Here is an 18082-nt window from a genome sequence, read left to right on the forward strand (position 1 = left end):
CGGAGCCATGCTGATCGACCCGATGGAAACCCAGCTGCCCGCCGATCCCGTCAAAGCGATCGAGCGCCCGCAGGTGGTCACCCAGTCGCTGCTCTATCTCGACGGCGTCTCGGTGAGCTTCGACGGCTTCCGCGCCATCAATAATCTCTCGCTGATCATCGCCCCCGGCGAGATGCGCGCCATCATCGGCCCCAACGGCGCCGGCAAGACGACGATGATGGACATCATCACCGGCAAGACCAAGCCGGATGCCGGCGACGTCATCTTCGACGGCCAGGTCGACCTCACCCAGCTCGACGAGACGGCCATCGCCAATCTCGGCATCGGTCGCAAGTTCCAGAAGCCCACCGTCTTCGAGATGCACACGGTGGAGGACAATATCGAGATGGCGGTGAAGGCCGACCGCACCGTCTTCGGCACGCTGTTCTCGCGCCACTCGGCCGAGATCTGGCGGCGCGTCGACGAGCTCCTCGGCATCGTCCGGCTCGGCGATCACCGCAAGCGCCTCGCCGGAGACCTCTCCCACGGCCAGAAGCAGTGGCTGGAGATCGGCATGCTGCTGGCGCAGGACCCCAAGCTCCTGCTCGTCGATGAGCCGGCCGCCGGCATGACCGACGTGGAGACCGGCGCGACGGCCGAGCTCCTGAAGGACATCGCACGGACCCATTCCGTCGTCGTGGTCGAGCACGACATGGGCTTCATTCGCGAACTCGGGGTCAAGGTCACCTGCCTGCACGAGGGTTCGGTCCTTGCCGAGGGCAGCCTCGACCAGGTCAGCGCCGACGAGCGGGTGATCGAGGTCTATCTGGGGCGGTGACCATGCTGGAAGTGAAGAACGTCGACCTCCATTACGGCGCGGCCCAGGCCCTGCGCGACGTCTCCGTCGTGGTCGAGCCGGGCAAGGTCACCTGCGTCCTCGGCCGCAACGGCGTCGGCAAGACATCGCTGATGCGGGCCATTATCGGCCACCAGCCGATCTCCGGTGGCGAGATCCTCTGGGAGGGCCGCGACATCACCCGCATGCCGCCCTTCGAGCGGGCGCGCCGCGGCATCGCCTATGTGCCGCAGGGCCGCGAGATCTTTCCGCTCCTCACCGTGAAGGAAAATCTCGAAACCGGCTTCGCGCCGCTCAAGCGCGCCGACCGCACCATCCCCGACGACATCTTCTCCCTCTTCCCCGTGCTCAAGGACATGCTGGGCCGCCGCGGCGGCGACCTGTCGGGCGGCCAGCAGCAGCAGCTCGCCATCGGCCGGGCCCTGGTCACCCGGCCGCGGCTCATCGTGCTCGACGAACCGACGGAAGGAATCCAGCCCTCGATCATCAAGGATATCGGCCGCTCCATCGATTATCTGCGCAGCAAGGGCGATATCGGCATCCTCCTTGTGGAACAATATCTCGACTTCGCGGAGGAACTGGGCGACCGGTTCTATGTGATGGAGCGCGGCCGCGTGGTGGTCCAGGGCCTCAAGGGCGAGGTCGACCGTGGCGCCCTGCACCGGAGCATGGCCATCTGAGGGCCGACGCGCCGACAGCTGACCAGCCCCTTTGCCGATTCAATGTCCGGCGCGCTTCGTCTATCGTGCCGCACCGGAGAGCACATGCATGTCTGAAGGCCCCTTCTCGCGCGGCGTCGTCGCCGCCCCCCACGCGGCGGCGGCGGAAGCCGGTCGGCAGATCCTCGCCGAGGGCGGCAACGCCATCGAGGCCATGATCGCCGCGGCGGCCACCATCGCCGCCGTCTACCCGCACATGACCCATCTCGGCGGCGATGGCTTCTGGCTCATCCACCAGCCGAGCCGACGGATTCACGGCATCGAGGCCTGCGGCTTTGCCGGCGAGAGGGCGACCCTCAAGTCCTATCTCGACAAGGGCCATGACGAGATTCCGACGCGCGGGCCCCTGGCGGCCCTGACCGTTCCCGGCGCCGTCGGCGGCTGGCGTCTGGCCAATGCCATGGCCAAGGCTTCAGGCGGCACCCTGCCGCGCACGGTCATGATGGAGCCGGCGATCCGCGCCGCACGCGAGGGCTACAAGGTCAGCCGGTCGCAGGCGAGCCTCACCGTCGACAAGCTTTTTGAGCTGAAGGACTGTCCCGGCTTCGCCGAGACCTTCCTCCTCGGCGGCAAGCCGCCGGCCGAAGGGGCGGTGATGAAGCAGCCCGCCCTCGCCGACTCGCTCGAACATCTGGCCCGCGCGGGCTTCCAGGACGCCTATCGCGGCGACGTCTCGCGCGAGCTCGCGCGCGACCTTGAGGAGATGGGCTCGCCCGTCACCCGCGCCGACCTGCAGGCCTATTACGCCGTCGAGCGCACGCCACTGACCCTGGCCCACAGCTTCGGCGACATCCACAACATGCCGCCGCCGACGCAGGGGCTCGCCTCGCTGATGATCCTCGGCATCGTCGACCAACTGGAGGCGATGCACGGGGGGGTGCGGCCCGACACGGTCGCCTTCGTCCACCGCATCGTCGAGGCGACGAAGCGCGCCTTTCTCGTGCGCGACCGCTTCGTCACCGATTTCGACCGGCTTGACGGCGTGCCCCTCGACCACCTGCGCAACGAGGCGCTGCGGGCCGAGGCCGGCGCCATCGCCCTCGACCGCGCCCTGCCCTGGCCGCACAGGGCCGCTCCCGGCGACACGATCTGGATGGGCGCCGCGGATTCGGAAGGGTGCGTCGTCTCCTATATCCAGTCGATCTACTGGGAGTTCGGCTCGGGCTGCGTGTCGAAATCGACCGGCTTCCTGATGCAGAACCGCGGCGCGAGCTTCGTCCTCGACCCCAAGGCGCTCAATCCGCTGGAGCCGGGCCGTCGCCCCTTCCACACGCTGAACCCGGCCATGGCGCAACTGAAGGACGGACGCGTCCTCGCCTATGGCACGATGGGAGGCGAAGGCCAGCCGCAGACACAGGCGCAGCTCTTCGAGCGCCATATCCGCCACGGCCAGCCGCTGGAGGAAGCCCTCGACGCCCCCCGCTGGCTGCTCGGCCGCACCTGGGGCTCCTCCGTCACCAGCCTGCGCTTCGAGAGCCGCTTCGACGAGAGCCTCGTGCGCCAGCTCGGCGCCATGGGCCACCAGACCGCGATCCTCGACGAAGCCTATTCCGACACGATGGGCCATGCCGGCGGCGTCACGTTGCACAGGGACATGTCTCTGTCGGGGGCCCACGATCCGCGCGCCGACGGCGGCGCGGCTGGCCTCTAGCCGGGACGTCCGGGTGGGCTGCCCGGCCGCGACCTCGCATCGGCGAAGCAGAGCGCGTATGGTCTGCGCTCCCGAGCGTCAGTGAAGTCCCGACATGGATTCGTCTCTCACCGAAAGCCGCGGCAAGCGGCAGGCCGTCAGCCGAGGCCCTCTGGTCGAGGCCTCGATCCTCGCCGCCGACCTCGCGGCGATCACGGTCACGGCCGGCCAGACCCAGGATGCGCGGGCGGAGGTGGTCCAGGCGCTGAAGCGCCGGTTGGCAGAGGCCCGTCGCACCGCGGAGGAGCGCCTGATCGAAACCCCCGACGGTCGCGGCTGCGCCGAGGCCCTGTCGCATTTCCAGGACGATGTGATCCGCGCTCTCTACCGCTGGATCATGGACCAGCTCTACCCCTCCGAGAATCCCTCCTCGGGAGAGCGCATGGCCATCGTCGCCACCGGTGGCTACGGCCGCGGCATGCTGGCTCCCGGCTCGGACATCGACCTGTTGTTCCTCCTCCCCTACAAGCAGACGGCCTGGGGCGAGAGTGTCGCCGAGGCCATGCTCTATTGTCTCTGGGACATGGGTCTGAAAGTCGGCCACGCCACCCGTTCGGTCGATGAGTGCATCCGCCAGGCGCGGACCGACTTCACCATTCGTACCGCGCTGCTGGAGGCGCGCTACATCCTCGGCGATGCGCAGCTCTTCGGCGAGCTGGAGCGGCGCTTCGACGCCGAGGTCGTCCGTGACACCGTCCCCGAATTCGTCGCTGCCAAGCTTGCCGAGCGCGATGAGCGCCATCGCAAGACCGGCCAGTCGCGCTATCTGGTCGAACCCAATGTCAAGGACGGCAAGGGCGGCCTGCGCGACCTTCATACGCTGTTCTGGATCGCCCGCTACGCCTACCGTGTGAAGACCGACGAGGAACTCGCCAAGAAGGGTGTCTTCACCCGCCGCGAGGCGCAGATGTTCCGCCGCTGCGAGACCTTCCTGTGGACCGTGCGATGCCACCTGCACTTCCTCACCGGCCGGTCCGAGGAGCGCCTGTCCTTCGACCTGCAGCGGGAATTGGCGCCCCGCCTCGGCTATCGCGGCCATAACGGCCTCGTCGATGTCGAGCGCTTCATGAAGCACTACTTCCTCATCGCCAAGGATGTCGGCGATCTCACCGCCATCCTCTGCGCCGAACTGGAGGAACGGCACGAGAAGCCCGCCCCGGTCCTCGACCGCTTCATCGCCCGCCTCCGGCCGAAATCGCGCCGCGGCTTCAAGGAGAGCCCGGATTTCCAGATCGACCATGACCGCATCACGGTGGCCGACGATCAGGCCTTCGCCCGCGATCCCGTCAACCTCATCCGCATGTTCTGGCTGGCCGACCGCTACAACCTCGCCTTCCACCCCGACGCCATCCGGTTGCTCACCAAGTCGCTGAAGCTGGTCGACGACAGGCTGCGCAACGACCCGGCGGCAAACCAGCTGTTCCTGTCCATCCTGACCTCCGCCAACACGCCGGAGATCGTGCTGCGGCGCATGAACGAGGCGGGCCTGCTGGGCCGTTTCGTACCGGATTTCGGCCGGGTGGTCGCGATGATGCAGTTCAACATGTACCACCACTACACGGTGGACGAGCATCTGCTGCGCTGCATCGGCATCCTCCAGCAGATCGAACGCGGCGGCGATGCGAGCCTCGGCCTGGCCGCCGATCTCGTCAAGACGATCCAGCCGCGCAACCGCGACCTGCTCTTTGTCGCGCTCTTCCTGCACGACATCGCCAAGGGGCGCCCCGAGGACCATTCGACGGCCGGCGCGAAGATCGCCCGCAAGCTCTGCCCGCGCTTCGGCCTCAATGCGCTGGAGACGGAGACGGTCGCCTGGCTGGTCGAGCAGCATCTGGTCATGTCGACCATCGCCCAGTCGCGCGACCTCGCCGAGCGCAAGACCATCGAGACCTTCGCCAATGTCGTCCAGTCGCTGGAGCGGATGAAGCTGATGCTGATCCTCACCACCGCCGACATCATGGCGGTGGGGCCTGGCGTCTGGAACGGCTGGAAGAGCCAGCTCCTGCGCACGCTCTATTACGAGACCGAGCCGGTCGTGACCGGCGGCTTCTCCGAAGTCAACCGCTCCCGCCGCGTCGAGATCGCCCAGGAGGAGTTCCGGCGTGCCGTGCCGGCCCGGCTGCCCGTGCTCTCCGGCGACGCGCTGGAGACCTATATCGGCCGGCACTATGCCGCCTACTGGCTCAAGGTCGACCTCGCCACCAAGATCGAACATGCCCGCTTCCTCAAGCAGGCCGAGGACGAGGGACGTTCCCTCGCCACCCGCATCGAACTCGTCGCCGGCCAGGGCGTCATCCACCTCACCGTCCTCGCGCCGGACCATCCGCGGCTGCTGTCGATCATCGCCGGGGCCTGCGCCGCAACGGGCGCCAACATCGTCGGCGCGCAGATCTACACCACCACGGACGGCCTCGCCCTCGACACCATCTCGATCACCCGCGCCTTCGACCGTGACGAGGATGAGGAACGCCGGGCCGGACGCATCGCCGACGCCATCGAGAAGGCCCTGCGCGGCGAGATGAAGGTCGGCGAGGCGGTGGCCGCCGCCGCCAAGAAATCGGCCGCGCGCCATCGCTCGCGGACGTTCCGGATCGCCCCGGACGTCGCCATCAACAACACCTGGTCGACCCGCTACACGGTGATCGAGGTCTCCGGCCTCGACCGTCCGGGCCTGCTCCACGACCTCACCTCGGCCCTGTCGCGCCACAGCCTGAACATCGCGTCCGCCTATGTCGCGACCTTCGGCGAACGCGCCGTCGACGTCTTCTACGTCACCGACCTGATGGGTGCGAAGATCCAGTCGGCGCAGCGCCAGACGGCGATCCGCAAGGTGCTGACCAACGTGCTGGAGGATGAGGGCGCGCGCTGACTGTCCCAGGAGCCGCGAAGGACGCGTTTCGGTCGTTCAGGCGCGGAGTGCATCGCTTCATGCCGCTCCGTTAACCCTGCCGAACGATGAAGGCCCTCCGCAAAATCGCCTTAACCGCCCCTTCATGGCGCCGGCTTTACCCGTGAAGAGCGGCATCAGGATGGAAAAGGGGCGGACCAGGCGGGCATGGCGCGGCGCGGTGGCAAGGGCGAGCGGATCGAACCGAGCTTCGGCACGGGGCGCGGCGGGGCGGACCTGAGGGCCACCCGCGACGACCGGCCGTGGGTGCGCGTCAGCGAGCCGGCGAAACCGCCGAAACCCCCGCGGCCTCGCCGCCACGAAGCCGAGGAGGATGATGCGCCTGCGCCCTCCCGCGGCCGCCGGAACGACCGGGCCGAGAAGCCGCGCCGCCGCAAGCGCCGGGGCATCCTCGGCACGCTGGTGATCTGGGGTGCGACCCTCTCCATCTGGGGGTTGATCGTTGTCGCCGGCATTGTCGCCTGGTATGCCGCCCATCTGCCGCCGACCCATACGCTGGAAGTGCCGCCGCGGCCGCCGAACATCGCCATCCTGGCCGCCGACGGCGCCGAACTGGCCAATCGCGGCGATACCGGCGGCGCCGCGGTCCAGCTCAGGAGCCTGCCCAAACACGTCCCCCAGGCATTGATCGCCATCGAGGACCGGCGCTTCTACTCGCACTTCGGCCTCGACCTCATCGGCCTCGCCCGCGCCGTCGTCACCAATGTCACCAATCGCGGCGTCCATCAGGGTGGATCGACGCTGAGCCAGCAATTGGCCAAGAACCTCTTCCTGACTCCGGACCGCACCCTCGGCCGCAAGGTCCAGGAGGCGCTGCTGGCCCTCTGGCTGGAGCACAACTACTCCAAGGACCAGATTCTCGAACTGTACCTGAACCGCGTCTATTTCGGCGCCGGCGCCTATGGCATCGAAGCCGCCGCCCGCCGCTACTATGACAAGCCGGCGACGGCGCTGACCCTGCAGGAGGCCGCGGTTATCGCCGGCCTCGTCAAGGCACCCTCGCGGCTGGCTCCGACCCGCAATCCCGGTGGTGCCCAGGCCCGCGCCCAGCTCGTTCTCGCCGCGATGGCCGACCAGGGCTATATCACGGAGGCCCAGGCTCAGACCGCCCGCAGCAACCCCGCCCAGGCCAGCCGCGCCATTCCCGGCGGCTCCATCAACTATGTCGCCGACTGGATCATGGACCTCATCGACGACTATGTCGGCAAGGTCGAGACCGATCTGACGGTCGAGACGACCATTGTCGGCCCGGTGCAGCAGGCGGCCGAGGCGGCCCTCGTCGAGACACTCGCCCGCGGCGGCCAGCGCTATAATGTCGGCCAGGGCGCCGTGGTCGTGCTCGACCGCGACGGCGCCATTCGCGCCCTCGTCGGCGGCCGCGACTATGCCCAGAGCCAGTTCAACCGGGCAGTCGCGGCGCGCCGCCAGCCGGGCTCTGCCTTCAAGGCCTTCGTCTATCTCGCCGCCCTTGAGCGCGGCCTGACCCCGGACACGATGCGCAACGACGCCCCGGTCGCCATCGCCGGCTGGCGCCCCGAGAACTACACCCGCGACTATCGCGGCGAGGTCAGCCTGACCACCGCGCTCGCCGCCTCGCTCAACACGATCGCGGTGCGCCTCGGCCAGGAGGTCGGCCCGCGCGCCGTCGTGCGCACGGCCCAGAAGCTCGGCATCGGCTCGGCCCTCGCCGCCAACCCCTCCATCGCGCTCGGGACATCCGAGGTGAATGTGCTGGAACTCGTCGGCGCCTATGCTCCCTTCGCCAATGGCGGCACCGGCGTCGTCCCCCATGTGATCACGCGCATCCGCACCGCCAATGGCCGCGTGCTCTTCCAGCGCCAGCCGATGACCACCGGTCAGGTCGTCGAGCCGCGCCATGTCGCCATGATGAACGCCATGATGAACCAGACCACCGTGTCAGGCACGGCGCGCACCGTCCGCCTGCCCGGCTGGATCGTCGCCGGCAAGACCGGCACCAGCCAGGAATTCCGTGACGCCTGGTTCGTCGGCTATACGGGACGCTTCGTCGCAGGCGTCTGGCTCGGCAACGACGACGGCACGCCGACGCGGCGCCTGACCGGCGGCGGGCTGCCGGTCGACATCTGGAACAGGGTCATGGCCGAGGCCCACCGCGGCCAGACCATCGTCGATCTCCCTGGAAACTGGCGCTCTTTTGACGTTCCGGGCCGGATCCTGCCGGGTGAAGCCCTCGACCAACCCATGACGATGTCCCGTGTCGAACCCGGCGGCCAGCGCCGTCCCCCGCGTCCCGCCGAACCCGAAGATCGCAGCGCCGTGGTGCGCCCGCAGCAGGAGGGGGGCTTCCTCGATCGCCTGTTCCGCTAGCCCCGTGGTCTTGCAGGTCCCGGTCCGAACCCCACATGCAGGGTGTCCGGAGGAACCCGGGCGCGCGAGGGAGGAACGGTGCGATGATGAAGATCGTCTGGTGGGGAGCCTTCGTCGGCGCCGCCTTCTGGTCGGTCTTCGCCTGGATCGCCTATGCCGTGGTCGACACGGTGGGCACCGGGGCCGCAAGCGTCGGCACCGTTCCGGGCTTCCCCGCCGAACCCTTCACCTTCGCCTGGATCGCCGCCCTCGTGCATGGCCTCGGCGTATCGGCGGTCACCGTCACCTGGCTCTTCGGGCTCGCCTTCATCTTCGGCGTGCCCCTCGTCCTGCAGCGCTTCTTCGGTCGCCGGCGCGCGAAGCCGGCGCTGCCGGCCCGCCATTCCTGGGGCTCCTCGATCCCCAGCGGCCAACCGGTCCCTTCCCCCCAGCGCGACCGCACCGCGGGACGCTGACGCCAAGCGTCATTCGAACAGTTCGGCAAATGTCAGGTCCAGACCGGCGACACCCCTGAGGATCTCTGACAGGTGGTGCCTCATCGCCGCCACGGCCCGTTCGGCGTCGCCGTCCTCGATGGCATTCAGGATCGCCTGGTGCTGCGCGACCAGCGGGTCCATCGACCCCGGTGAATGCAGCGTCAGGGCGCAGACGCGGTCCATATGCGCCTTCTGCATCTCCACGGCCGTCCAGGCCTCCATGCAGTCGGCCCCCTCCGCCAGGGCGATATGGAACAGACTGTCGAGCCGCTGGAAACCGGCATGATCGCCCGCCCGCGCCGCCGCCTCCTGAGCGGCGATCAGCGAGGCCGCGCGGTCGCGATAATGCGCGTCGAACCGCTCGCAGGCGCGCCTGACGATGGCGACCTCGATCGCCTCGCGGATGAAGCGGGCATCGAGCATGCGGCGGACGGAGAGTTTCACCACGACGGTCCCGCGCTGCGGCTGGACGTCGAGGAGACCCTGCCGCATCAGCGCGATGAAAGCTTCGCGCACGGGCTGCCGCGACACCTGGAACCGCTCGGCGATCTCCGATTCCGACAGGCGCTCGCCCGGCCGGATCGTCAGGTCGATGATGCCGGCGCGCAATTCGCGCTCGACCCGCGCCGCGGCGCTTTCCTGCAGGCGCGGCAGGGACTGGATCGGGAGTACGATCGTCATCGGTCCATCATCCCCATTTTAGGCTCTTGAACTTCCATACAAGTGCATACTAGACTTGCCGCGGATCAGGAAGTCCGCATTTCGCAAGGCTCCGATCGCCACGTTCCCCGCCCCAAGAAGGGAACATCGTTTCCACCGGGAGGATCCCATGCTGACACGCCGCATCTTCGTGTCCACCGCCGGCGCCATCGTCGCCAGCCCCGCCATCATCGGACGGCCTGCCGCCGCCCAGACCACCGTCACCCTGCGCTCCACTGACATTCATCCCGATGGTTATCCGACCATCGATGCGGTCAAGTTCATGGGCCAGCTCCTTGAGCAACGCACCAGCGGTCGCATCAAGATCAATGTCTTCCACTCGGCCCAGCTCGGCCAGGAGCGTGACACGATCGACCAGACCCGTTTCGGGGTCATCGACATGAACCGCATCAACATGGCGCCGTTCAACAACCTGATCGCCTCGACCAACATTCCCTCACTGCCGTTCATCTTCCGATCGGTCGCGCATATGCGCAAGGTGATGGACGGGGCGATCGGCGACTCGATCCTCAACGACTTTACCGCCCATGGCCTTGTCGGCCTCGCCTTCTACGATTCGGGCTCGCGGTCCTTCTACAATTCCAAGCGCCCCATCACGACCCCTGCCGACATGCGGGGCATGAAGATCCGCGTCCAGCAATCGGACATGTTCGTCGCCCTGGTGCAGGCTCTCGGTGCCAATGCGACCCCGATGCCCTTCGGCGAGGTCTTCACCAGCCTGCAGACCGGCGTCATCGACGGGGCCGAGAACAACTGGCCGAGCTACGAATCGACGCGCCACTTCGAGGTCGCCAAGTTCTATTCGCTCTCCGAACACTCGCTCAGCCCCGAGGTTCTGGTCATGTCGAAGCGCTCCTTCGACAGGTTCAACGCCGCCGACCAGGCCCTCGTCCGCGCCGCCGCGAAGGAATCGGTGGCCAAGATGCGCGAGCTCTGGGATGCCCGCGAGAAAGCCTCCGAAGCCAAGGTCCGCGCCGGCGGTGCGGTCATCAACACGGTGGAGAAACAGCCCTTCATCGACGCCATGAAGCCGGTCTACGACCGCTTCGTCACCGACGCGAAGATGAAGGAACTCGTGGCGCGCATCCAGGCCCTGACCTGACGCCGACCCCAGGCAACGAGGCCCGCCGTCCCGGCACGGCGGGCCTTTCGCATGACCTCTCAGGCGAAAGCCGATCTCCATGCACGTCCTCCTGACACGACTAGACCGCCTGACGGCCGCCCTCAGCCGGGTCTCGCTCCTCATCGCGGGAACGGGCCTTGTCGTCATGACCGTGCTCGTCTTCTGGAGTATTTTCGGTCGCTACGTTCTCAACAACACACCGACCTGGACCGAGCCGGCGGTCCTCCTGCTGATGAGCTGGTTCATCCTCCTCGGCGCCGCGTCCGGTGTGCGCGAGCGCGGCCATATCGGCTTCCAGATCGGCCTCGCGGCATCCCCGCCGCCCCTGCGCTTCGTCCTCAAGCTTATCACCGAGATCCTTCTCGTCGGCTTCGGACTGGCCATGCTCGTCTATGGCAGCCAACTCGCCATCGGCACCTGGAGCGCCATCACGCCGATGATCGGTATCAGCCAGGGATGGGACTATGTCCCTGTTGCGGTGAGCGGCGCGATGATTGCGCTCTTCTCCTTCGAACGCCTGCTGATGGTGCTGTCCCGCACCGACGAGCCGGTCGCAACGCCCCTATCCTCCATCGAGCCCATCTGAGGGCGCCGCAATGGAACTGGCGATCCTCTTCGGCACCTTCACCGTTCTGATCCTGATCGGCATGCCGATCGCCTTCTGCCTCGGCGTCGCGTCGCTGGCGACCGTCTTCTACATGGACGTGCCACCGGTGGTGATCTTCCAGCAGATGAATTCGGGGATGAACGCCTTCGCCATGATGGCGATCCCCTTCTTCATCTATTCCGGCGACCTGATGATCCGCGGCGGCATCGCCGAGCGGCTGATCGCCTTCGCCGCCTCCCTCGTGGGTCACCTGCGCGGCGGGCTCGGCCAGGTCAATGTCCTCACATCCACCATGTTCGGCGGCATTTCTGGCTCGGCCGTTGCCGATGCGTCCGCCGTCGGCGGCCTGATGATTCCGCAGATGGTCAAGCGCGGTTATGATGCCGATTACGCCGTCAACGTCACGGCCAACGCGGCGATCATCGCCCTGCTGATTCCGCCCTCGCACAACATGATCATCTACTCGCTGGCGGCGGGAGGTAACCTGTCGATCGCCGACCTGTTCACCGCCGGAATCGTTCCCGGCCTGATGCTGGCGGGCGGCCTGATGGTCGCGGCCTATGTCGTGGCCCGCCAGCGCGGCTATCCCACCGGCGTTTTTCCCGGCTGGATGTTGGTCGGCCGCACGCTTGTGATCGCCGCCCCCGGCCTGATCCTCATCGCCATCATCTTCGGCGGTGTCCGCTCGGGCGTCTTCACGGCGACGGAAAGCTCCTGCGTCGCGGTCGTCTATGCCTTGACCATCACCGTCCTCGTCTATCGCCAGCTAAGCTGGACCGACTTCGTCGAGGCGACGCTCGGCGCCGTGCGCACCACGGCAATGGTGCTGCTCGTCATCGGCACGGCGGCGGCCTTCGGCTGGCTGATGGCCTTCCTGCAGGTCCCGGCCCAGACGGTCGCCTTCATGAAGAGCATCACCAATGACCCCGTGATGATGCTCCTGTTGATCAACGTCATCCTGCTCTTTCTCGGCACCTTCATGGACATGGCGCCGATGATCATCATCCTGACGCCGATCCTGCTGCCTGTGGTGAAGGCCTTCGGCGTCGATCCCATCCATTTCGGCGTCATCCTGATCCTCAATGCCGGCATCGGCCTCAACACCCCACCGGTCGGATCCGTCCAGTTCGTCGCCTGCGCCATCGGCAAGGTATCGATCGGCGACAGCATGAGGACGATCTGGCCCTTCTATGGTGCGTCCGTCGTCGTGTTGCTGCTGGTGACCTATGTGCCGGCCTTCTCGCTCTGGCTCCCCTCCCTGTTCCGCTGATCGCCTGCCGAAAGGTTCGCCATGCCCATCGACGTTCGCCAAGCCTCGCATCCGCAAGCTGCGAGACATTTCGACACCGCCGCCCTGCGCGCCCATTTCCTCATCGAGAGCCTGTTCCTGGCGGATCAGGTCAACCTCACCTACAGCCATGTCGACCGCATCGTCGTCGGCGGCGCGATGCCGGTGGCACGCCCCCTCACGCTGGAAACGCACAAGGCATTGGGACAACCCACCTTCCTCGCCAGGCGCGAGCTCGGCGTCTGCAATATCGGCGGCCCCGGACGGGTCATCTGCGACGGCGAAACCTTCCCGCTGAACCTGCGCGACATGCTCTACATCGCGATGGGTACGACCGACGTCGTGTTCCATTCGGACGACCCGCAGAACCCCGCTCGGTTCTACCTTTTCTCGACGCCGGCCCATGCACGGCACCAAACGGTCCTTGTCCGCGAGGTGGACGCCAATGCCCTCGAACTCGGCAGCCAGGACCAGGCGAACACCCGCACCCTGCGCCAGTACATCATCCCGGGCCGGGTCGATTCCTGCCAGCTTGTCATGGGCCTGACGACGCTGAAGCCCGGCAATATCTGGAACACCATGCCGAGCCACGTTCATGACCGGCGCTGCGAGGCCTACCTCTATTTCGACCTGAAGGACGATGCCCGTGTCTTCCACCTGATGGGCGAGCCGGCGGAGACGCGGCACCTGGTCGTCGCCAACGAGCAGGCGATCATCTCCCCGCCCTGGTCGATCCATTCCGGTTGCGGCACCGCCGCCTATTCCTTCATCTGGGCCATGGGGGGCGACAACCAGGACTTCACCGACATGGACATGGTGCCCATGGGAGCCCTGCGGTGACGACGGGCACGGACATCATCCTGCACGATGGCGACGTCGCCTGGACCGACCTCGGCGGCGGCGTGAAGCGCAAGATCCTGACCCATGACGCGAATGTCATGCTGGTCCGGGTGGTCTTCGACAAGGGGGCCGTCGGTCCGCCCCACCATCATCCCCACATCCAGTGCACGCTGGTCGCCCGTGGCCGCTTCGAGGTGACGATCGGTGACCGCAGAACGGTTCTGGATCAGGGCGACAGCTTCATCGTGCCGACCAATGTCATTCACGCGGTCGTCGCACTCGAGGCCGGTGAACTCGTCGACAGCTTCACGCCGCGGCGCGACGATTTCCTCTAGCGCAGAGCCTGGGCCAACCGTCGTGGCAGGGGAGCCTTGTCCGGGCGGCGATTTCTGATCCCCCGCCGCATTTTAGGCGGAAAGAGACGGGACGGTCAGGGATGGAAGCACTCTTCATCGGACAGACCTATATCGACGTCACCGTGCTGGCGGACGCCATTCCGACCGGCGACGACAAGGCCGTGGCAAAGGACTATGCCGTCTCCTTCGGTGGAAATGCCGTCACCGCCGCCTTTGCCTGCGCCAAGCTCGGCGTGAAGCCAGACCTTCTGGCCTCGCTCGCCAATGACTGGCTTGGTCACATGTTCTCCGACATGGCCGCCCGCTATGACATTGCTTTGCACCCACGACCGGTGAAGCGATCGTCGCTGTCCTTCGTGATCCCGAACAAGGGCAAACGCGCCATCCTGCGTGCCCGCGACGACAGGTACCTGCATCCCTTCCCCAGCCTGAACCTGGATGGCTGCCGCCTGCTGCACCTCGACGGACACCAGCCTGATGCGGCCATGGCCTATGCCAAGGCCTGCCGCGAGAAAGGCATCCTGACCTCGCTCGATGGCGGCAGCGTGCGGTCGAACACGGCGGATCTGCTCGGCTTCATCGACGTCGCGGTGGTGGCGGAGAATTTCTGCGAGCAGATGGAGCTGACGCCAGGCGAGATGCTGACCCTGCTCCACGCGAGAGGCTGCAGGATTGGCGCGGTGACCCTGGGCGAGCGCGGCATGGTCTGGATCGACGCGGCGGCCGAGAAGCGGGAGATGCCGGCCTTGCCGGTCCCCTCGTCGCGCATTGTCGATACCAGCGGCGCCGGCGATGTCTTCCACGGTGCCTATTGCTACGCCTATCTCGCCAATCCCGAAGGGGCCTGGGAGGATCGCTTCCGCTTTGCCCGCGGCGCCTCCGCCCACGCCATCCAATATCTCGGCAACGAGGCCAAGCTGCCGACACTGGCCGACATCGCCGCCGCACGTGCCGCTTTCGAGCCGGCGGCGTGAACGCTCCTATTCCGCGGCGACCGGCAGCGCGGACGCCGGCACGATGGCCTGCTCGCCCGCTTCACCGGCCTTCGGCACCGGCTTGCGGACCCGGAACCATACGGCATAGAGCGCCGGCAGGAACACCAGGGTCAGGATCGTCGCGCCGAGCAGGCCGCCGCCGATGGTGATGGCCATCGGTCCCCAGAACAGGGAGTTCGCCAGCGGGATCATGGCCAGGATCGCGGCAAGCGCGGTCAGCACCACCGGCCGTGACCGGCGGACGGTCGCCTCGATGATCGCGTCATAGAGCGTATAGCCCGCCGACACCTCCTCATCGATCTGCTGCACCAGGATCACCGTGTTGCGCATGATCATGCCGGCAAGCGCGATCAGGCCGAGCAGCGCGACGAAGCCGAAGGGCGCGTTGAGCAGGTTGAGGGCGAGCGAGGCCCCGACGATCCCCAGCGGCGCGGTCAGGAACACCAGGGCGAGCCGCGAGAACGATTGCAGCTGGATCATCAGGACCGTGAGCATGCACAGCAGCATGACCGGGAAGAGCACGAAGATCGAGGCATTGGCCTTGGCCGATTCCTCCACCGCGCCGCCCTGCTCGATCCGCATGCCGGCGGGAAGGGTGGCGATGAGATCCGTCAGGGCCGCCTGCACCTGGGCGCTGACCACCGGCGGCTGGACACCATCGGCGACGTCGGTCCTGACCGTCATGGTCAGGTCGCGGTTGCGTCGCCACAGGATCGGGTCCTCCGGCTCGTATTGGATGCGCGCCACCTGGGCGAGCGGCACCGGAACGCCGCCGCGGCTGGAGATCGTCAGGTCGCCGATGCGGCCGAGATCGACGCGTTCGGAGGGGACGGCACGGGCGACGATGTCCACCTTCTCGGTCCGGTCGCGGACCGTGGTGATGGTGACCCCGGTCAGCAGGGTCTGCAGGGTCTGCGCCACGTCCTGGACATTGAGCCCGAGCGCCCGGGCCCGGTCCTGATCAACGATCAGGCGCACCGACGGCGACTGCTCGTTCCAGTCCAGATGCGGGTCGCGGGTGTTGGGATTGGCGCGCATGATGTCTCGCACCTTGCGCGCCGTCTCCCGCACCAGTTCCGGCTCCGAACCCATGACGCGGAACTGGACGGGGAAGCCGACCGGTGGGCCGAAGTTGAAGCGGTCGACGCGCACCCGCGCTTCCGACAGGGCGCCGGCGGCGATCTCCCGCTCGAGCCGCGACTTCAGCCTTTCCCGGGCTGCGAGGTCCTTCGCCTGGATGACGATCTCGGAGAAGGATTCGTCGGGAAGCTGGGGGTTGAGGCCGAGCCAGAAGCGCGGCGATCCCTGCCCCACATAGGTCGTGTAGGTCTTCACATCAGCATCGCCCTTGAGCAGGGCCTCGCCGCGCTTGGCCGTCTCCAGCGAGGCGGTGATGGCACTGCCCTGCGGCAGGCGCATCTGCAGGAAAAGCTCGGTACGCTCGGAAACAGGGAAGAACTGCTGCTGCACGCGGCCGAAAGCGACGATCGAGACGGCGAAGATGACCACTGTCGCCGCAACGACGAAGAACTTGTGGTTGACCGACCAGCGAATGACGGCGCGCAGTCGGTTATAGACCGGCGTCTCGTAGATGGCATGCGGGTTGGAGTGATCCGGCTTGGGCGGCGCCGGCTTGCCGCGCTTGAGGGCGCGGGCGAGCTTCCTCTGGTACTTGCGCTCCTCCAGCGCATGGAAGTCGGGCAGGAACTGCGCCCCGAGATAGGGCGTGAAGATGACCGCGACGAACCAGGAGGCGATCAGCGAAATGCCGACGATCCAGAAGATCGAACCCGTGTATTCGCCGGTGGAGGAATTGGCGAGGCCGACCGGCATGAAGCCGATCGCCGTGACCAGGGTGCCGGTCAGCATCGGAAAGGCGGTCGAGGTCCAGGCATAGGCCGCCGCGGACAGACGGTCCCAGCCCTGCTCCATCTTCACCACCATCATCTCGACGGCGATGATGGCGTCATCGACCAGCAGGCCGAGCGCGATGATGAGGGCACCGAGCGAGATGCGGTGCAGGTCAATGCCCATCGCGTACATGGCGACGAAGACCATGGCCAGCACCAGCGGCACCGACAGGGCGACGATGATGCCGGTCCGCCAGCCCAGCGACACGAACGACACCAGCAGCACGATGCCGAGGGCCTCCAGGAACACCTTGATGAACTCGGCGATCGCCTTCTGCACGACATAGGGCTGGTCGGCGATCTGGCCGAGCTCGATGCCGGCCGGCAGGTCCCGGCGGAATTCCGCGCTTGCGGCGGCGAGATCGGCACCCCACTGGGAAATGTTGCCGCCCTTTTGCATGACGACGCCGACAAGCACGGCCTGCTGGCCTTCCTGGCGGATGAGATAGGTCGGCGGATCGACGAAGCCGCGGGTCACAGTGGCGATGTCACCGAGGCGGAAGATGCGGCCGTTCACGTCGATCGGCGTGGCGGCGACCGCCTCCACACCGTTCAGGGCGCCGGTGACACGCAGCGGCACGCGGGCCGAGCCCGTGTCGATCGTGCCGGCAGGCACCATGGCATTCTGCCTTTGCAGGCTGTCGAAGATCGCCGTGGCGGGGACGCCCAGGGTCGCCAGCTTGGCATGGCTGAACTCGACGAAGATGCGCTCGTCCTGGGTGCCGTAGAGGTTCACCTTGGTCACGTTGGGAACACGCAGCAGGCGGCTCTTCAGCGTTTCGGCATAGCGCTTGAGATCGGCATAGGACGCGCCGTCCCCGGTCAGTGTGAAGAGCACGGCATCGACGTCGCCATATTCGTCATTGACGTTCGGGCCGATCAGTCCCGCGGGCAGGTCGGCACGGATGTCGTCGAGCTTCTTGCGCAGCTGATAGAACAGCTGCGGCACGTCGCGCGCCGGCGTCTGGTCGCGAAACTGCACCTGCATCGCGGTGAAGCCCGGCTTGGTATAGGTCTGCACCCGCTCGAACCACGGCAGTTCCTGCAGCTTCTTCTCGATCCGCTCGGCCACCTGATCCTGCATCTCGCGGGCCGTGGCCCCGGGCCAGATCGCCGTGATGACGGCGACCTTGATGGTGAAGGAGGGATCCTCCGCCTGGCCGAGCCGCATGTAGGAGATGATGCCGGCGCCGGCCACGGCGAGCAGCATGAACAGGACGAGCGCCTTGTGGGTGACCGCCCAGTGCGACCAGTTGTTGCGGGTCAGGC

General features: G+C 67.0%; 14 protein-coding genes. 12 read left to right on the forward strand and 2 right to left on the reverse strand.

What is annotated here, in order from left to right:
- The first annotated feature begins 7 nt into the window (after positions 1 to 7).
- From urtD to Q0C57_RS04110, 6 genes are all read left to right on the forward strand, one after another.
- A complete protein-coding gene (gene urtD, locus Q0C57_RS04085; RefSeq protein WP_296572433.1) occupies positions 8 to 817 on the forward strand; it encodes an urea ABC transporter ATP-binding protein UrtD in 810 nt (269 codons plus the stop codon).
- A gap of 2 nt (positions 818 to 819) precedes the next feature.
- Positions 820 to 1515, forward strand: coding sequence for an urea ABC transporter ATP-binding subunit UrtE (gene urtE, locus Q0C57_RS04090; RefSeq protein WP_296572435.1), 696 nt, complete (start codon positions 820 to 822; stop codon positions 1513 to 1515).
- Between the two features lie 88 nt (positions 1516 to 1603).
- Positions 1604 to 3205, forward strand: a complete 1602-nt coding sequence (locus tag Q0C57_RS04095) for a gamma-glutamyltransferase (protein WP_296572437.1) — start codon at positions 1604 to 1606, stop codon at positions 3203 to 3205.
- Positions 3206 to 3299: 94 nt separating this feature from the next.
- Positions 3300 to 6113 (forward strand): [protein-PII] uridylyltransferase, encoded by a 2814-nt coding sequence (locus Q0C57_RS04100; RefSeq protein ID WP_296572438.1) that lies wholly within the window; start codon positions 3300 to 3302, stop codon positions 6111 to 6113.
- A 186-nt stretch (positions 6114 to 6299) separates the two neighbouring features.
- Positions 6300 to 8498, forward strand: coding sequence for a transglycosylase domain-containing protein (locus Q0C57_RS04105; protein WP_296572440.1), 2199 nt, complete (start codon positions 6300 to 6302; stop codon positions 8496 to 8498).
- An 83-nt stretch (positions 8499 to 8581) separates the two neighbouring features.
- Complete coding sequence (locus Q0C57_RS04110) at positions 8582 to 8953, forward strand: hypothetical protein (RefSeq protein ID WP_296572442.1); 372 nt, start codon at positions 8582 to 8584, stop codon at positions 8951 to 8953.
- A 9-nt stretch (positions 8954 to 8962) separates the two neighbouring features.
- Here the strand turns inward: Q0C57_RS04110 and Q0C57_RS04115 are convergent, their stop codons facing one another.
- Positions 8963 to 9655 carry a GntR family transcriptional regulator gene (locus Q0C57_RS04115; RefSeq protein ID WP_296572443.1) on the reverse strand — a complete coding sequence of 231 codons (693 nt, stop codon included), beginning with the start codon at positions 9653 to 9655 and terminating at the stop codon, positions 8963 to 8965.
- A gap of 148 nt (positions 9656 to 9803) precedes the next feature.
- Here Q0C57_RS04115 and Q0C57_RS04120 point away from each other — a divergent pair, with 148 nt between their 5' ends.
- From Q0C57_RS04120 to Q0C57_RS04145, 6 genes are all read left to right on the forward strand, one after another.
- Positions 9804 to 10796, forward strand: coding sequence for a TRAP transporter substrate-binding protein (locus tag Q0C57_RS04120; RefSeq protein WP_296572446.1), 993 nt, complete (start codon positions 9804 to 9806; stop codon positions 10794 to 10796).
- Between the two features lie 79 nt (positions 10797 to 10875).
- Positions 10876 to 11403, forward strand: coding sequence for a TRAP transporter small permease (locus Q0C57_RS04125; protein ID WP_296572449.1), 528 nt, complete (start codon positions 10876 to 10878; stop codon positions 11401 to 11403).
- A gap of 10 nt (positions 11404 to 11413) precedes the next feature.
- Positions 11414 to 12694, forward strand: a complete 1281-nt coding sequence (locus tag Q0C57_RS04130) for a TRAP transporter large permease (protein WP_296572451.1) — start codon at positions 11414 to 11416, stop codon at positions 12692 to 12694.
- 21 nt (positions 12695 to 12715) lie between these two features.
- Entirely contained in the window at positions 12716 to 13552 is an 837-nt protein-coding gene (gene kduI, locus Q0C57_RS04135) for a 5-dehydro-4-deoxy-D-glucuronate isomerase (RefSeq protein ID WP_296572453.1), read from the forward strand.
- On the forward strand, positions 13549 to 13887 hold the full coding sequence (locus tag Q0C57_RS04140) for a cupin domain-containing protein (protein WP_296572456.1): 339 nt from the start codon (positions 13549 to 13551) through the stop codon (positions 13885 to 13887). The genes kduI and Q0C57_RS04140 overlap by 4 nt, the downstream gene beginning before the upstream one ends.
- Positions 13888 to 13988: 101 nt before the next feature.
- A complete protein-coding gene (locus Q0C57_RS04145) occupies positions 13989 to 14882 on the forward strand; it encodes a sugar kinase (RefSeq protein WP_296572459.1) in 894 nt (297 codons plus the stop codon).
- Positions 14883 to 14888: 6 nt separating this feature from the next.
- Here the strand turns inward: Q0C57_RS04145 and Q0C57_RS04150 are convergent, their stop codons facing one another.
- Complete coding sequence (locus Q0C57_RS04150; RefSeq protein WP_296572689.1) at positions 14889 to 18080, reverse strand: efflux RND transporter permease subunit; 3192 nt, start codon at positions 18078 to 18080, stop codon at positions 14889 to 14891.
- Positions 18081 to 18082 lie beyond the last annotated feature (2 nt).

Source organism: Phreatobacter sp. (genome assembly GCF_022843985.1).
GTDB lineage: Bacteria > Pseudomonadota > Alphaproteobacteria > Rhizobiales > Phreatobacteraceae > Phreatobacter.

Excerpts from the sequence above, each read along its gene's own strand:
- Q0C57_RS04095 (WP_296572437.1), top strand. The coding sequence starts at position 1,604 with ATGTCTGAAGGCCCCTTCTCGCGCGGCGTCGTCGCCGCCCCCCACGCG.
- Q0C57_RS04125 (WP_296572449.1), top strand. The coding sequence starts at position 10,876 with ATGCACGTCCTCCTGACACGACTAGACCGCCTGACGGCCGCCCTCAGC.
- Q0C57_RS04130 (WP_296572451.1), top strand. The coding sequence starts at position 11,414 with ATGGAACTGGCGATCCTCTTCGGCACCTTCACCGTTCTGATCCTGATC.
- Q0C57_RS04120 (WP_296572446.1), top strand. The coding sequence starts at position 9,804 with ATGCTGACACGCCGCATCTTCGTGTCCACCGCCGGCGCCATCGTCGCC.
- Q0C57_RS04110 (WP_296572442.1), top strand. The coding sequence starts at position 8,582 with ATGATGAAGATCGTCTGGTGGGGAGCCTTCGTCGGCGCCGCCTTCTGG.
- Q0C57_RS04105 (WP_296572440.1), top strand. The coding sequence starts at position 6,300 with ATGGCGCGGCGCGGTGGCAAGGGCGAGCGGATCGAACCGAGCTTCGGC.
- Q0C57_RS04115 (WP_296572443.1), bottom strand. The coding sequence starts at position 9,655 with ATGACGATCGTACTCCCGATCCAGTCCCTGCCGCGCCTGCAGGAAAGC.
- urtE (WP_296572435.1), top strand. The coding sequence starts at position 820 with ATGCTGGAAGTGAAGAACGTCGACCTCCATTACGGCGCGGCCCAGGCC.
- urtD (WP_296572433.1), top strand. The coding sequence starts at position 8 with ATGCTGATCGACCCGATGGAAACCCAGCTGCCCGCCGATCCCGTCAAA.
- Q0C57_RS04145 (WP_296572459.1), top strand. The coding sequence starts at position 13,989 with ATGGAAGCACTCTTCATCGGACAGACCTATATCGACGTCACCGTGCTG.
- kduI (WP_296572453.1), top strand. The coding sequence starts at position 12,716 with ATGCCCATCGACGTTCGCCAAGCCTCGCATCCGCAAGCTGCGAGACAT.
- Q0C57_RS04100 (WP_296572438.1), top strand. The coding sequence starts at position 3,300 with ATGGATTCGTCTCTCACCGAAAGCCGCGGCAAGCGGCAGGCCGTCAGC.